Source organism: Acidovorax sp. LjRoot66 (assembly GCF_964253305.1).
In the GTDB taxonomy this organism is placed as follows: Bacteria; Pseudomonadota; Gammaproteobacteria; order Burkholderiales; family Burkholderiaceae_C; genus Acidovorax.
The window spans coordinates 6,100,913-6,116,351 of record NZ_CAXUQU020000001.1 but is presented as its reverse complement, the minus strand read 5'-3'; the positions used below and the strand labels follow the sequence as shown (position 1 = coordinate 6,116,351).

At 65.1% G+C, this 15,439-nt stretch carries 18 protein-coding genes; all 18 read left to right on the top strand.

From position 1 onward, the window contains the following. Positions 1-88 precede the first annotated feature (88 nt). The 18 genes from ACSQ3Y_RS28605 to ACSQ3Y_RS28520 all read left to right on the top strand — a co-directional run bounded on the left by ACSQ3Y_RS28605 (position 89) and on the right by ACSQ3Y_RS28520 (position 15,415). A complete protein-coding gene (locus tag ACSQ3Y_RS28605; RefSeq protein WP_436179620.1) occupies positions 89-490 on the top strand; it encodes a hypothetical protein in 402 nt (133 codons plus the stop codon). Then, entirely contained in the window at positions 487-846 is a 360-nt protein-coding gene (locus ACSQ3Y_RS28600) for a phage regulatory CII family protein (protein WP_436179619.1), read from the top strand. The genes ACSQ3Y_RS28605 and ACSQ3Y_RS28600 overlap by 4 nt, the downstream gene beginning before the upstream one ends. Next, positions 843-1,133 carry a hypothetical protein gene (locus ACSQ3Y_RS28595; RefSeq protein ID WP_436179618.1) on the top strand — a complete coding sequence of 97 codons (291 nt, stop codon included), beginning with the start codon at positions 843-845 and terminating at the stop codon, positions 1,131-1,133. Before ACSQ3Y_RS28600 ends, ACSQ3Y_RS28595 begins: the two co-directional genes overlap by 4 nt. Continuing rightward, positions 1,130-1,837, top strand: coding sequence for a hypothetical protein (locus ACSQ3Y_RS28590; RefSeq protein ID WP_436179617.1), 708 nt, complete (start codon positions 1,130-1,132; stop codon positions 1,835-1,837). The genes ACSQ3Y_RS28595 and ACSQ3Y_RS28590 overlap by 4 nt, the downstream gene beginning before the upstream one ends. Beyond that, entirely contained in the window at positions 1,827-2,786 is a 960-nt protein-coding gene (locus tag ACSQ3Y_RS28585; protein WP_436179616.1) for a DUF1376 domain-containing protein, read from the top strand. Before ACSQ3Y_RS28590 ends, ACSQ3Y_RS28585 begins: the two co-directional genes overlap by 11 nt. 4 nt (positions 2,787-2,790) lie before the next feature. Next, a complete protein-coding gene (locus ACSQ3Y_RS28580; RefSeq protein WP_436179615.1) occupies positions 2,791-3,654 on the top strand; it encodes a hypothetical protein in 864 nt (287 codons plus the stop codon). A gap of 2 nt (positions 3,655-3,656) precedes the next feature. Next, positions 3,657-5,009 carry a replicative DNA helicase gene (locus tag ACSQ3Y_RS28575; RefSeq protein ID WP_436179614.1) on the top strand — a complete coding sequence of 451 codons (1,353 nt, stop codon included), beginning with the start codon at positions 3,657-3,659 and terminating at the stop codon, positions 5,007-5,009. A gap of 13 nt (positions 5,010-5,022) precedes the next feature. After that, entirely contained in the window at positions 5,023-5,268 is a 246-nt protein-coding gene (locus tag ACSQ3Y_RS28570; RefSeq protein ID WP_436179613.1) for a hypothetical protein, read from the top strand. 83 nt (positions 5,269-5,351) lie between these two features. Beyond that, positions 5,352-5,933: a hypothetical protein gene (locus tag ACSQ3Y_RS28565; RefSeq protein WP_436179612.1), complete on the top strand. Its 582-nt coding sequence runs from the start codon at positions 5,352-5,354 to the stop codon at positions 5,931-5,933. A gap of 880 nt (positions 5,934-6,813) precedes the next feature. After that, the gene (locus tag ACSQ3Y_RS28560) at positions 6,814-7,521 is read left to right on the top strand and encodes a terminase small subunit (RefSeq protein ID WP_436179611.1); all 708 of its coding nucleotides are present in this window, start codon (positions 6,814-6,816) and stop codon (positions 7,519-7,521) included. After that, entirely contained in the window at positions 7,518-9,119 is a 1,602-nt protein-coding gene (locus tag ACSQ3Y_RS28555; protein WP_436179610.1) for a terminase, read from the top strand. Before ACSQ3Y_RS28560 ends, ACSQ3Y_RS28555 begins: the two co-directional genes overlap by 4 nt. A 2-nt stretch (positions 9,120-9,121) precedes the next feature. Next, positions 9,122-11,221, top strand: coding sequence for a genomic island protein (locus tag ACSQ3Y_RS28550; RefSeq protein WP_436179609.1), 2,100 nt, complete (start codon positions 9,122-9,124; stop codon positions 11,219-11,221). Beyond that, positions 11,218-11,661: a hypothetical protein gene (locus ACSQ3Y_RS28545; protein ID WP_436179608.1), complete on the top strand. Its 444-nt coding sequence runs from the start codon at positions 11,218-11,220 to the stop codon at positions 11,659-11,661. The genes ACSQ3Y_RS28550 and ACSQ3Y_RS28545 overlap by 4 nt, the downstream gene beginning before the upstream one ends. Before the next feature lie 14 nt (positions 11,662-11,675). Beyond that, the gene (locus ACSQ3Y_RS28540) at positions 11,676-12,566 is read left to right on the top strand and encodes a hypothetical protein (protein WP_436179607.1); all 891 of its coding nucleotides are present in this window, start codon (positions 11,676-11,678) and stop codon (positions 12,564-12,566) included. Positions 12,567-12,730: 164 nt separating this feature from the next. Next, complete coding sequence (locus ACSQ3Y_RS28535) at positions 12,731-13,834, top strand: N4-gp56 family major capsid protein (RefSeq protein WP_436179606.1); 1,104 nt, start codon at positions 12,731-12,733, stop codon at positions 13,832-13,834. A 67-nt stretch (positions 13,835-13,901) separates the two neighbouring features. Further along, positions 13,902-14,315: a hypothetical protein gene (locus ACSQ3Y_RS28530; RefSeq protein ID WP_436179605.1), complete on the top strand. Its 414-nt coding sequence runs from the start codon at positions 13,902-13,904 to the stop codon at positions 14,313-14,315. A gap of 84 nt (positions 14,316-14,399) precedes the next feature. After that, complete coding sequence (locus ACSQ3Y_RS28525) at positions 14,400-14,738, top strand: hypothetical protein (RefSeq protein ID WP_436179604.1); 339 nt, start codon at positions 14,400-14,402, stop codon at positions 14,736-14,738. Between the two features lie 5 nt (positions 14,739-14,743). Beyond that, positions 14,744-15,415 (top strand): phage adaptor protein, encoded by a 672-nt coding sequence (locus tag ACSQ3Y_RS28520; RefSeq protein ID WP_436179603.1) that lies wholly within the window; start codon positions 14,744-14,746, stop codon positions 15,413-15,415. Positions 15,416-15,439: the final 24 nt, after the last annotated feature.

Here is a 15,439-nt window from a genome sequence, read left to right as displayed (position 1 = left end):
AAACGCACACCCCTTACGCGCCCTCAGTTTTAGGGGCGATTAGGGAAATGCCCAAAACACCAATAAATCAACCACTTAGGACCGACCCGTGAAAACTCTGTACGACGACGAATTCGACGCCATCGCGACCGCAATCGGGAACAGCGGCAAGCCCTTCAAGCTGGTGGCCGCTCACATGTTCCCCGACATGAAGGCCGAGTCCGCCTATGCGCGGCTGAAGGACTGCTGCAACCCTACTGGCACCCAGCGCCTGAGCTTCGGCCAGGTTTTGCGCTTGATGCAGTTCTGCGGCTGCTATGACGCGCTGTACTACGCGTGCGACGAGACCCTGCACGCCAGGCCCGATCGCAAGGCACCAGAGGACCATGTGGTACGCCTGGCCGAGATCATCGACACGGCCACCGCCACCATGAACGCGGCCCTGAAAGCGCTGGCCCAGGTGCAGCAATCCCAGGGCAAGGGCGACGGCACCCTGAGGGCGGTAGCGTGAGCGGCGCGGTGCCCACCGGCGGCCTGCCTGCCCGGTTCCCCACATGCCTGGACTGCGTGCGGGTCTGCGCCCACGAGAGCGGCCAACACCACTACACGATCGCCAAGAGCATGGGGATCAGCCCGTCCGATCTGTCACGCAAGCTCGCCAGCAAGCCGAATGATTGCCGCCGCTTCACTTTGAACGATCTCGAGGCGTACATGCAGAGCACTCAGGATTTCACGCCTGTTCTGTATTTGGTGCAGAAGTACATCCCAGACCTGGCCACCGGGGACCGGGCCGCAGCCACTGCCGCGCTGCGCGCTGCTGTTCCTCAACTCAAGGCCCTGCTGAAAGCTGCGGGCGTAGCTGAATGACTGCTCCTACCTGGCAAGAACTCCGCGATGCCGGCCGCGTGCTGATCGACCAGCCCGAGCGCGGCCTGGCGATCTACCCGACCACCCGTGGGAATGTCGTTTTCGCGATCAGGGCCGGAGACGGCTCCCTGCACCTTGTGCCCTTGCAGCTTGCAGAGATCGACGCCGTGGCGAATGCCCTCGCTGAGTCGGAGGCCCGCGCAGCAGCGGCAATGTCTGTGCTCCAAGAGCAGGAGACTGCAATCGCCGCCTATGAGCTGATTCAGCGCGTGAAGGGTGGCGCATGACGAGCCCAGTTGAGCCTGTCTTGCCTTTGGTTCAGGCGGCCGCTATCGAGCCTGCCGTGTGCCGCCGCACGGCCCTGGTGCTGGCTGTCGCGCAAGACCGCAACGGCGGCAGCTTCCAGGCCTCCATGGCCACACTTGCCGCATGGGTTGGCATGTCCGCTGGTCAGACCCGGAAGCACGTGCACGCGCTGGTCATGATGGATGTCCTGCAGGTGCTGGCCAATGGGAACGGTGGATCGTCGAAAGCCCTGCCGCTCTACCAGTTCAACGCGCTGCGCCTGGGAGCCCTCGCGCATCAGCCCGGGCGTACCTCCGACCTGTTCAACACTGTGCCGCCACCGCGCCTGCGCTTCTACGCGGTCGGCACGCAGGACGCGCTCATGCAGATGGCGATAGAGCTGCATGGACGGCCTGGACAGCGCGTGGTGCGGTTTGTCTGGGAGACCAAGCAAGGTGACGTTCCTTACGGCATTGCCGATCTGCAAGCGCTGCTGCTCCCTCCATTCGCAAAAGGGGCGTGGACTGGGCAGCTGAATCCTCACGCTGGCGCGGCGACCTGGGCCCACCCGGTCAACACCTCCCCTGAGACCGTGGAAGAACTGAGGCTCTGGGCACAGGACGTAGCCCTCGGACGTCTGGAAGACAGGCGGACGTCGAACAACCAACTCGCCCACCCACACGGGGGGAACCACAGTGACCACTGAAAAATCACCTTCCCCGATGACACCAGCGGAATGCGACCTGCGCGACTTCGCGTTCATGCCGCTCGACATCAACCGCCTGTTCGGCAGCCGATTCCATGCTGTGTCCAGCGACGCCGTTTGGCGGGCTGGGCTGACGTTGTGGGCCCGGAGCTTTCACCAGGTCCCAGCCGCCTCGCTGCCGAACGACGATGTGGAACTGTGCCGGTTGGCCGAATTGGCGCGCGACCTGAAGACCTGGAAGAAGCTCAAGGAGGGCGCCCTGTATGGCTGGGTCCTATGCAGCGACGGCCGCTATTACCACCCCATCGTGGCGGAGAAAGCCAATGAAGCTTGGAAAAGAAAACTCGACCAGCGCAACCGGTCGAAAGCAGGCAACGCCCGTCGATGGGGGCCGAAAGGCGATCCTGGTAGCGAACCTTCTGGCCAACAAGCACCAGGTCAGGCTGGGCAAAGCGCTCCTTCTGCGGTCCCTGAAGGAGTGGGCAAGGAACTCCCTCCAGCATCCCCAAGGGAATCCTCAAAGGACTCCTTGAAGGAATCCCCGAAGGACTCCTTGCAGGATCCCAAGGGACAGGGACAGGGACAGGGACAGTTAATACCTTCCGTACCTGACGGTACGGGCAGCGCTGCTGCCAAGCCTCCGGCCGACCTCACGAAAGCGGAACTCTGGTCGGCAGGCAAGTCCCTGCTCAGCCATGCCGGCATGCCCGAAAAGCAGTGCGGCTCCTTCGTCGGCAAGTTGGTCAAGGACTACGGCGACGAGATCGTGGTCGACGCGGTGCGCGCTGCCGTTGTTGCCCAGCCCGCCGACCCAGCCGAATGGCTCAAGGCCGCCTGCATGCGCACTGCTGGGCAGCGTGGGCCAGGCCGTGATCGCCTCCGCCATTCCGGCTTTGACCAACTCGACTACTCCGAAGGACTGAATGCAGATGGAACCCTCCCGGCCTAAACCCATGTTCGTGCCCGAAGGCGCCGACAAGGTCAGTGACGCGGCAATGGAAATGCCCGCGACTTGCGAAAAGCACGGCGCGTATCAAGCCAAAAGGCCTTACCGCGGCTCGACCAGGTGGCATGGATGCCCAACTTGCGACCGTGAGCGACAGGCAGCCGAGGACCGCGAGGCGAAGGAAGCGCTCGAGATGTCCCACTTGACGCAGCGCCTTCGCAAGAGCGGCCTGCAGCCCCGCATGCTCGCCGCATCGTTCACCAGCTTCGTGTGCGACGCGCCGGGCCAGGCGGCCGTGCTCGCCGCCTGCAGATCCTTTGTGGACGATCTCAGCCCAGCAGCTGGCGGCGGCCTCTGGCTGATCGGCCCGCCCGGCACCGGCAAGACTCACCTCGGCAGTTCGATGGTGCAGCACGTGATCCGCGCCAAGCGCCAGCAGGCCTGCCTGTTCAGCTCTCGCCAGGTCATCACCATGCAGCGCGCAAGCTGGGGCAGCGAGAAGGGCGGCCGTGGCTCCCACCGGTCAGCAACCGACCCGTGGGATGTGGGCGATGCGGACCCGATGGACTTCCTGCGCACCACGGCGGACGTCGTGGAGTTCCTGGCCGACGTGCCATTGCTGGTGCTCGACGAGATCGGCGTGGGCTTCCACAGCAATGCCGAGCAGGTCCAGATGTACGACGTGATCGATGCGCGCTACCAGCAGTGCCGGCCGACCGTCGTCATTTCCAACCTGCCGCCGGCCGAGATGAAAACCGCTCTGGGCGAACGCAGCTACGACCGGCTGCGCGAGGGTGCCCGCGTGCTGACCTGCAATTGGCCCAGCGCCCGCAGCGTCAACAGGGCCCCCGGGCCGGAAGGGCAGGAGTGAAGATGCGTGACCTGCGCCGCATCCCTTCCAGCCCCGAATCCGAGGCGGCTCTGCTCGGCGGGCTGCTGCTGGACAGCGAGGCCATCCACCGGGTGCCGAACCTCGCGGCCGACGCCTTCCACAACGAACAGCACGCCAACGTGTTCCGCGCCATCCAGAAACTGGCCGCAGCAGGGCAGCCCATCGAAACGGTGTCGGTCTACACCGAGATGACGGAGGCCGGCCACCAGATCGAGCTCTACGAGGTCAACGAGCTGGCGCAATACGTGCCCAGCGCCGTGAACCTGCGCCGGTTTGCCGATGTGGTGATGGACTGCTATAGCCTGCGGCAGCTGATGGAGGCCGGCGCGGAGATCTCGGACCTCGCCATGACACCTGGCCACCATTCCGCTGAGCAGCTCGACAAGGCGCAGATGCTGCTGGCCAAGCTGGGCACGGTGAAAGCTAAGCGCGATCCGCAGCACATCAACGATTCCATGGCGAGCTACCTGCAGCTGCTGCAGGACATGAGCGAGGGCAAAAACTCGGCTATACCCACCGGCATCGGTGGCCTGGACCAGCTTCTCAATGGCGGCCAGCGCCGTGGCGAGGTGCTGGTGCTGGGAGCCCGGCCAAAGCATGGGAAAACCGCGCTGTCTCTCGCCATGGCGAGGTATCAGGCCCGGCGGAACGCGGTGCTATTCCTGAGCCAGGAAATGAAGATCAACGAGTTGATGCACCGGCACACTGCCGCCACCGGCCCGTTCGACCTGGGGCGGATCAGGGCCGCCGACCCTGCCGACAGCGACATGTGGAAGGCCGTGACGGAGGCCGCGCGCCGCCTGGGCGAACTCAACCTGCTGCACGACGACCAGTGCAACCTGACCCTGATGGAGATCCGCCGCAAGGCGGTGAAGACGAAGCGTGAGCACGGCCTGGACGTGCTGTACATCGATTTCCTGCAGCTGATGGACGGTGCCGGTGAAGAGAACCGAAATCGCGAACTGGACGTGATCGTGAACGGCATCAAGGGCTTGGCGATGGATCTGGATTGCGCGGTGGTGCTGCTCAGCCAGCTGAGCCGCGAGGCGGACAAGCACTACGGCCGCCCGGTGATGACCCACCTGCGCGACTCTGGCGCCATCGAGGCGGCTGCCGACCAGATCGCCATGCTGTTCACCGACCACAAGCACCCCATGAGCAAGAAGCTTCCCGCCTTGAAGGGCTACGCGGAACTGGAGATCGTGGCCCATCGCAACGGGCCACAGGGCGTCATCCCCCTGGAGCTCATCGGCAAGTACCAGCAGTTCGGCGACTGGATGGGCGAGAACCCAAAGCGCTCGGGCGAGCCTGGGCGCGCGCCCATCAACAGTTGAAGGAGATCAACCCATGACCAGCGAAGAAATGGACGAATTCCGGCAAAGGCTGGAGCAAGTCCGCAACCAGGTGGACGACTGGTTCGTGAACCACGCCACAAACAGCAAGAAGGGCCGGGCCGCCTCGATGGCAATGCTGCAGTCCCGCCGGCTGGCAGAGGACCTTCTTGCCCAGCTGCATGCGGAGGCAATGGCCGGCGTGATGCTGCGCAGCGCCTGGAGCATGAAGGAGCGCGGCATTGAGCCCACCCTGCACTGACGCCGCAGAAAAGGAAAAGCCCGCAAGAGCGGGCCTTCCCGGTCGATTCGACCTGAGCACTCGAATTTTACTGGGAGTTGTTGATGACCACCACCACCGCCACCGCCGACATGCCAACTGAAGACATCACGCCTACCGCCGATGAAGCCAGCGCCGTGGCCGCCTACAACGCACGCAAGAGCAGCCGAGACCGGGTGCTGGAGGCCATCATGGAGCTGTGCGATGCTGAAATTCCCGCCAGGACGCCGGACCTTGTGCGGGTGACTGGGCTTTCCATCACCACCGTGAACGACAGCATCAAGGTGCTGAAGCAGCGCGGGATGATCTACAGCGACAACGGCACCTTTTTCGTATGCAACGAGCACCAGCCGGCCGAGCCCGTGTACCACACGGCCATGCCCAACGGCATCATCAAGCTGGAGAAGGGCGACCAGATCCTGACGCTGAACCCGCGGGAGGCGCGATCCGTGGCCAAGACCATGGGCGGGCTTATCGAGCAGGCCTTCTCCATCGTGCTGCACCACCGCCAGGACGAGCAGCAATCGCAGATCCGCCGGCTGCAGCGGCGTATCGGCCAGCTTGAGCAGGCGCAGCAGGACGCAGAGGAGTTGGTGAAGCGGGTGTGCGAAGACCTGCAGTCGCTGCGCAGCCAGTTGGGAGGATGACGATGGGCGGAAGACCATCAGGCCTGCCGGCGGAATTGCTCGCCCAGCTGGGCACCAAACCGGACCCGCAGTTGGCAAAGGACTTCGGGCGGAAGACGGACACCGTGGCCAAGGCCCGGATGGCCCGAGGAATACCAGCATTCAACCATCAGCAGAAGTGGACGCTGGAGCAGGTGGCGCTCCTTGGCACCATGACCGACCGCGAGGTGGCCAAGCGCGTGGGGCGCAACCAGGCTGCGGTGACCTTTGCGAGGAATGCACGTGGGATTCCAGGCTGCGACCACCTGGGGCAGCCGCGACCGGAAGCCCAGCGCAAACCCACCAAGCCCACGGCGCAGGAGGTGGGAGCTTCCATTCACCTCGTGGCCGACTGGCGCGCGATCGAACTGATCTACCGTACCAAGCGATACCCTCTGAGCTGGCTGGCACACAAGTTCCATGTGCCGACTTTTGCGATCCGCCACTGGGCGGAAACCCACCAATGGGTCCGGTGTGCCAAGTGGGACCCCGCAAATGGGCCAAGGCCGAAGCGAGAGTCGAAGCCTTGCGGGAAATGCGGTGGACTCGAAAGGATCGCGAGTAACCGGGAGTGCAGGGCCTGCTCCGCCGAGCGGAAACGGGAGAAGCGCCGGGCGAACCCACTGCGCAAGCCCAAGCTCACTCCTGAGGAAAGGAAAGAGCGCAAGCGCGCGTATCACCGCATATACGACGCAAACCGCAGAGGAGGGAGGAGGCCCCCCCGGTAGGGTTTCCACCGTTCGTCTACACACGGAATGCTCCCGTGTAAATGGCAACTGGCAACCGTAAGACATCCCCACCAGCATCTAGCACCCCCGCCGGCGGGAAGGCTGCGCCCGCGCCCACGGTCAACTGGACGGGGGTGAAGAAGGCTTTCACCACCACCCACGACTCCAACCGGGCCATTGGGAAGAAGTTCGGCGTCTCGCACACGATGGTTGCCAAGCGCGCGACGGCCGATGGCTGGCAACGCCCACCGAAGGACGAGAGCGGCAAAGCCACCGCCCCCCGGCCCATCAAGGCGGCTGAAGCACGCCAGGACAGGTTCGTCGCCGAGTACCTGGTCGACCTGAACGGCACCCAGGCTTACCTGCGCGCAGTGCCCGGCACGCCCGAGCGCACGGCCCAGACCATGGCCAACCGCCTGTTGAAGAGAGTTGAGGTGCAGGCCGCCATCGCAGCCGGCCGCCAGCGCACCGCCGAGCGCCTGGGCCTGACCCGAGAGAAGGTGATGGCCGAGTACGCCCGACTGGCCTTCTTCGACATGCGCAGCGCTTACCACCCCAATGGCGCGCTGAAGATGCCCCACGAGATGGACATGGAGACCGCCTCTGCAATCGTCGGCTACGAGACGGTGGAACTGCCTGGCGCGGGCAAGGACGCCCTGCCGCTGCTGGCGCGCAAGGTGAAGTGGGGCGACCGCAAGGCCGCGCTGGACAGCATCATGAAGGCCCAGGGCTGGAACAAGTCCGACGTGGGCACGCCCGAGAACCCCCTGGTGCTGCTGCTGGGCGACATGAAGGGCCGGGCCTTGCCGGTGGTGCCTGATGGCCGGGAGGCAGGGGAATGAAGGCGCCCAGCATCCCCTTTGACTACGTGCCGACGGACGCGGCGGACCTGAAGCGCTGCTTGGCCGATCCCATGTGGCGTCTGTGCTCAGGCCAGCTCTACAAGATCATGGTCAAGGAGGGCGAGGGCGCAGAGGGCACGGTGGTGCCGTTCCGTCCGAACCGTGTGCAGCGCCGCCTCATCAGCAAGCTCTGGCACCGCAATGTGATCCTGAAAGCGCGGCAGTTGGGCTTCACCACCCTGGTGGCCATCCTGTGGCTGGACCACGCCCTGTTCATCGAGAACCAGCGCTGCGGGATCATCGCGCAGGACCGGGAGGCCGCCGAGGCCATCTTCCGCGACAAGGTCAAGCTGGCCTATGACCACCTGCCCACGGCGCTCAAGGCCATCATGCCGCTGGCCCGCGACAGCGCCAGCGAGCTGCTGTTCGGCCACAACAACAGCAGCATCCGCGTTGCCACGTCCATGCGTTCCGGGACCATCCACCGGCTGCACGTGTCGGAGTTCGGCAAGATCTGCGCCAAGTTCCCCGACAAGGCTAAGGAAGTGGTGACCGGCTCGCTGCCGGCCGTGCCCCTGGGTGGCATCACCATCATCGAGTCCACCGCCGAGGGGCGCGAGGGCGAGTTCTTTCGCATGACCCAGAAGGCCATGGCCGTGGCGCAGCAGGGCAAGGAGCTCACGGAGCGCGATTACCGCTTCCATTTCTTCCCGTGGTGGGAGGCGCCTGAGTACCGGGTGGATGCTCGCGCCGTCCTGATGACGCAGAAGGACCGCGAGTACTTCGAGCGCATCGAGGGCGTGATCGGCCAGGAGCTGGAGCCCGAGCAGCGCGCCTGGTACGTGGCCACCCGCGACAACGACTTCGGCGGCGACCCCGAGCTGATGTGGCAGGAGTACCCCAGCACACCCGAGGAAGCCTTCCAGGTGTCCACCGAAGGCACCTACTACGCGGTGCAGCTGGCGAACGCCCGCAAGGATGGCCGCATTACCCGCGTGCCCTACATGCCCGGCGTGCCCGTCGATACCTTCTGGGACATCGGCCTGAACGATGAAAACTTCATCTGGTTCCACCAGAAGGTGGGCCTGCGGCACTGTTGGATCAAGACCTACGGCAACAGCGGCGAGGCGCCAGCGCACTACGTGGCCGAGATGCAGAAGACCGGATGGGTGTGGGGCCGCCACTTTCTGCCCCACGACGGCAATGCCCGGCGCATCCAGGCCACCACCACCAAGACCTACGCGGAGCTGCTGGCGGAGCTGGGGCTGAGCAACATCGAGATCGTGGACCGCATCCAGTCCGTGACCACCGGCATCCAGCTGGTGCGCAACGTGTTGCCCAACTGCTGGTTCGACGAGGAAGGCTGTGCCTCGGGCCTGGCCGGCCTGCAGTCCTACCGCAAGGAATGGAACAAGCGCCTGGGCGTGTGGGCCGATCTACCGCGCCATGACGCAGCCAGCAATCCCGCCGACGCCTTCCGGCAGTTCGCACAGGGCTACACGGACATCTACGCACCAGGCGAACGTCCGAAGAGCTGGCGCGACAAGCTGAAGGGCGCCGGCTCCATGCACCCATCCAACGACCGCCAGACGTACTGACCATGAACGCCATCGCCACACCCACCTCTGCCCACCAGATCGCCAGCGACAACTGGAAGCGCTACGAATACGGCAAGGACAAGGGCCACATCGACTACCTGCCCCACGCGGCCCGCTGCGAGGACATGTACCTGGGTGGCGGCCGGCAGTTCACGGCCGAGGCCCGGGCCCAGCTGCACACTGAGCGCCGTGCCGCCTACGAGTTCAACGGGATCATGCCTGCGGTGAACACGGCCCTGGGCTACCAGATCCACAACCGCATGGACATCGCGTTCAAGCCGCGGGGCGGGGATGCTGACCTTGACCGGGCAACCATCCTGTCCAAGGTCAGCATGCAGGTGGCTGACCAGTCGAACCTGCGCTGGCACGAGACGCAGGTATTCAGCGACGGCCTGATCCAGCAGCGCGGGTATTTCGATGTCCGCATGGACTTCGACAGCAACATCAAAGGCGAGATCCGCGTCAGCACGCTGGACCCGCTGGACGTGATCCCCGACCCAGACGCCAAGAACTACGACCCCGACAAGTGGGGCGACGTCATTGTTACCCGCTGGCTCACCCTGGACGAGATCGAGCAGCTGTGGGGCAAGGCCGCGCGCAAGCTCGCCGAGGAAAGCAACGATGCCGGGCCCGACTTCGGCGAGATGGACGACGAGGTGCCGCGCAACAAGTTCGGCACCCGCTCCAACATGGGCCACGATGCCTGCGCCAAGAAGGAAGACGGCCTGCAGCGGTACCGGGTGATCGACCGGCAGCGCTTCGTCTACGAGAAGACCGATTGCATCGTCTGGCCAGGCACTGGTGACGTGAAGGCCGAGGACCTGATGGCCGCCGACTCCATCGCCGATGCTCTGGCCAACGGGGCGGTGCGGGCCCGGCGCATGCGCAAGCGCATCAAGTGGACCGTGACCACCTCCACAGCTGTGCTGCACGACACCTTCAGCCCCTACGAGCACTTCACTGTGGTGCCGTACTTCGCCTATTTCCGCCGCGGCAAGACCGTGGGCATGGTCGACAACGCCATCGACCCCCAGGACGCGCTGAACAAGGCGATCAGCCAGTACCTGCACATCATCAGCACCACGGCCAACAGCGGGTGGACGGTGGAAGAGGGTTCGCTCACCAACATGACCACGAAGGAGCTGGAGACGAACGGTGCGCGCTCGGGGCTGGTGCTGGAGTACAAAAAGGGCTCCCGTGCGCCGGACAAGATCCTGCCGAACCAAGTGCCCACGGGCGTGGCCCAGATCATCGACCGCGCCGACAAGGCCCTGAAGGACGTGACGGTGCCGGACGCCATGCGCGGGGTGCACACCCAGGAGGCTTCGGGCATCGCCATCCAGTCCGACCAGTTCGCCTCGCAGCAGCAGCTGGCCGTGCCGCTGGACAACCTGGCCTACACCCGCCAGATGCTGGCCACCCGCATCCTGAAGCTGGTGCAGACCTACTACGACACACACCGCATCTTCCGCATCACCGAGACCGACCCGAACACCGGCAAGCCCGCGACCAAGGTGCTGGAGATCAACCGCTTCGATCCGGCCACCGGCACCTACATCAACGACGTGACCATCGGCACCTACGACGTGGTGATCTCCGAGCAGCCCATGCAGGTCACGTTCCAGAACAGCCAGTTCAAGCAGGCGATGGAGATGCGCCAGGCCGGCGTGGCCATCCCCGATCCGGCCATCATTCGCTACTCCAACCTGGCGGATAAGGCCGACATGCTGGCGGGCATGCAGGCCAACCAGCCCCCAGCCGACCCGACGCTGGAAGCGCGCGTGCAGCTGATCCAGGCGCAGGCCCGCAAGACCGACGCCCAGGCCACCGACGTGAAGGTGAAGACCCAATACAGCGGCGTGCAGACCGCCCAGGTGGTGGCCGCCGTGCCTGCGACCGCGATGCTGGCCGATGGCCTGCTGAAGTCCGCCGGCTACGTGGACCAGGACGCTGGGCCCATCGTGCCCCAGGTGCCCTCTGGCCTGCCCACCACCGACATGCCGCAAAGCACCGACCCCATGAACCCAGCCAATCCGGCAAGCCCGGCCGTGGGCGCAAGCGAGGGTATCGAGACCCTGGCCGCTGATGGGGTGGTGGCATGAACATCTACCTCGACACCGAGTTCAACGACTTCGGCGGGGAGCTGATCTCCCTGGCCATGGTGGACGAGAACGGCCGCGAGTTCTACGCGGTCTTGAACTGTCCCAACCCAACGCCATGGGTGGCCGCCAACGTCATGCCGGTGCTGGGCCGCCCCCACGCCTCGCTGCGCATGCTGCAGACCCGCATGGAAGCCTGGCTTGCCGTTTACCCGCTTGTGCACATCGTGGCCGACTGGCCCGAGGACATCGCGCACTTCTGCCGCGCGCTGATCACCGGCCCAGGCATGCGCATCGACACCCCGCCGCTGAGCATGGAAGTGCGTCGTGAATTGGACAGTTCGGCATCAGCCGTGCCACACAACGCCCTCGCGGACGCCAAGGCTATCCGCGGCGCAGCACTCAAGTCTCAAACCCTGGCCGCTGATGGCCTGCAACCCTGAAGGAGAACCACGAGATGACGACGCAAGACCAAGCACAAGCGCCAGGGGCTACTGGCGCCACCAACGAAGAAGAGCCGCTGGACCTGGGCAACGACGGCCCAGGCGCCCCTGAGGGCGCGGGCAGCACAGGCGCCGAGGTCCTGGACATCGAGGAAGACGACGCCGGCAAGGGCGGCAAGGGCGGCGGCCAGGGCATCCCCCGTGCGCGCTTGAACGAGGTGAACGAGCGCCGCCGGCAGACCGAGGAACAGCTGGCGCAGCGCGAGCGCGAAAACGCCGAGCTGCGGGCCCAACTCGCTGCGCTCATCCCTGGCCAGCCGGCTGCCACGGCCGCAGCGCCAGCAGCTCCGGCGTTCGACTTGGATGCCGCAGAAGACCGCTACACCGCCGCCATGATGGACGGCGATGCAGCTGCAGCGCGTGCCGTGCGCCGAGAGATCAACCAGTACATCGAGGACAGCGCGGTGGAGCGCCTGGAGAGCCGGATGTCCGCGCGGCAAGCGAGCACCCTCGCCGACCAGGTGGTGACCAATGCGATTGCGCAGTACCCGTGGCTGGATGGTCCCGAGGGTGAGGAGGCGCTGGAAGTCATCGAGGCCCTGCACCGGAACAAGATCGCCCAGGGCATCCCGAAGCACGAAGCCTTGGCGCAGGCCATCGCCTCCACAGTCACGCGCTTCGCGCCGACCCCCAGTAGGGAATTGCCAGGGAAGGGCGCCCCGGTAGACACTCGCCTTGCGGCGGCAGACAAACGCGGTGCAGCGCACTCGCTACTGCAGCCACCGGGAGTACAGGCAGGCATGGGCAACCGTGCTGACCCAGCGGCAATCGACACCTCGAAGATGACGGACGACGAGTTCAACGCGTTGCCCGAGGCCGAGAAGAAGAAAGCCCTGGGGTACTGACCGAACAGGCCGGCAAGGATTCACCCACCTTGCCGGCGTCATCACCGGGTTGTCGCCCTTGGCTGGCGTTAAACGGCCAGGCGCTCTTGGCCGCCTCCCAAGCCATGTCTCGCAGATGGGCGGCGTCATGTCCCGACAAGTAAATCTACTTATTGGAGCTGGACATGGAAACCAATTTCGCGGCCCTTACGCCGATTCAGAAAGTCAACTGGGCGCGCACCACCTGGAAAGCCGCGCGCGACCAGATGTTCCTCAAGAACTTCATCAGCACCACCGGCAATAGCGTGGTGCACCGCATCACCGAGCTCACCGCCAGCGAAAAGGGCACCGAGTGCATCTTCCAACTGGTTGCCGATCTGATCGGCGACGGTGTGGCAGGAGACAACGAGCGCGAGGGCATGGAAGAGTCGATGGAATCTCACAGCCAGATCATCGAGCTTGGCCAGATCTCGCATGGCGTGAAGAACAAGGGCAAGCTGTCGGACCAGCGCTCGGTGATCAGCTTCCGTGAAGTCGGACGCGACAAGCTGGCGAACTGGTTGGCCGACCGCACGGACCAACTCGCCTTCCTGACCATGTCGGGCATCAGCTACGCATTCAACACCGACGGGTCCGTGCGTCCCCAAGACACGTTCATGCAGCTGGAATTCGCGGGCGACGTCACTGCGCCCTCTGCGAAGCGCTCGCTGATGTACGACGGCACCAGCCTGCAAGTCTCGGCCACTGGCTCGATCACCACGGCCTACGTGCCGAAGTACGCCATGATCGTGGACGCCATCGCCTACGCGAAGACGCACCGCATCAAGCCGCTGATGCAAGACGGCAAGCCTTACTACGTGATGTTCATGGCGCCAGGCGCGCTGGCCGAGCTGAAGAAGGACCCCGACTACCAGCGCGCTGTGGTGGCCGTCGCCACGAAGGCCGGCATGGACTCCCCATGGTTCACCGGTGCGACCGTGACCGTCGACGGTGCCGTGATCCACGAGCACAACAAGGTCTACAACACCCTCGGTGCTGCCCCCGGCTCGAAGTGGGGTTCCGGCGGCAACGTCAACGGCACCCGCACGCTGCTGTGCGGTGCGCAGGCTCTGGCCTTCGCCGACATCGGGCCCGGTGACTGGGTGGAGAAGCTGTTCCAGTACGACAGCAAGGTCGGCTTGAACATCGACAAGATGCTGGGCTTCCTGAAGCCGGTCTTCTACTCGATCTACGACAGGTCCGACGAAGACTTCGGCCTGCTCACCATCGACCACTACCTGCGCGGCTAAGCAGGTCCGACGGGCGGGGCCAGGCGCTCCGCCCGCATCCCTTTTCCCCTGTTGCTGAAGGAACATCATGCCCATCACGAAACTCTCTGGCCGCCAAGAAGTCATCGCGGCCACTGCCGACTTCACCTATGCCGACCTGGTCAGCGGCGCCTATGCCGCTGCTGTGGACGTGCCTGCTGGCGCCATCGTCGTCGGCGGCCATCTGGCCATCACGACCATCTTCAACAGCGCCACGGACGACAAGTTCTCCATCGGCGACAAGGTGGGGGCCAACGCGGCGGTGAACACCACCTACGCGGCCCTGTCTGCCGACATCACCGCCGCAGGCGCTGTGCCCATCGTGGTCACCGGCAAGAAGTACAGCGCTGCAGGGACTGTCGGCATCGCCTGGACCGGAACCGGGACGGCCCCGACGGCTGGCGCTGGCAAGCTCACGGTGCTCTACCTCGTGGACGGCCGCGCAGCCTTCAGCCAAGGCTAAACCCATCTCTCTCGGGCGGGCTGTCATCAGCCCTTTGCCCCTCGGCCATCCAGCTGGGGGGCATCTTTTTCAAGGACACGCATCATGAACTTCCGCTCCCTCACCGATCAGCCGATCCATGTGGCACTGACAACCGGCCACACAGCCGTCATCACGCCCGATGGCGGCCCCCTCGACCCTATGTTCCACCGGGAAGCTGCTGCCCGCGGCGCCGTGGCCTTCGACGGCCCAGCCAGCACACCGTTGTCCGGCGCAGACCGCAAGGCAGCCATCACGGAGGCGCTGCAGCAGATGGTAGTCGCCGATGATCCCGAAGACTTCACCGGCGAGGGCAAGCCCGCCCTGGCCCGGCTGAAGGCCAAGGTGGGCTTCCATGTGTCGCGCGAGGAGGCCGATACCCTGTTCGCAGAACTGCCGGCCTAAACACCATGAACGTCGAGCAGTTCATCGAGGCATTCCGGAAGGACCTCACTGACCACGAGGACCCTCCGTTCTGGAGCGACGAGGAGATCGTCCGCTTCCTGAATGCCGCGGTGCAGGAGGCCAACGAGCGGGCCAAGCTGACCGAGGACCGCTCAACGCCCGCCGTGTGCAACATCGCTGTGCAGGCGGGCGTGGCCGTTTATGACCTGCACCCTTCCGTGCTGGAGATCAAGCGCGCATCGCTGGACGGGAAGCCTCTGGGCGAGACCAGCCTGGAGGCCATGGACGCCTGCAGCGATGGCTGGGAGTCCCGCACGGGCCAGCCCCGCCAGTTCATCTTCGAGCAGGCCAGCGGGGCCACGCCGGCCCGCCTGCGCCTGGTCTACTCGCCCACCAAAACCGGCACCGTGGCGCTGACCGTCTACCGTGGCGCCCTCAAGCCGCTGAGTGCCGACCTGCCCAACGGGAAGATCGAGCTGCCCGAGCGCTTCCAGGAGCAGTTGAAGGACTGGGTCTACCGCTGCGCCTACCTCAAGAACGACGCCGACACCCTGAACCCGGTGAAGGCGGCCGAGTACGAATCCAACTTCGAGCGCTCTTTCGGCGCCAAGCCCGACGCCAACGTGCAGCGCAAGCAGCGCGACAAGCGGCCACCCGTGGTGCGCAGCAGCTGGTAGCGCACCCTCCCGTGGGGTTTGGCG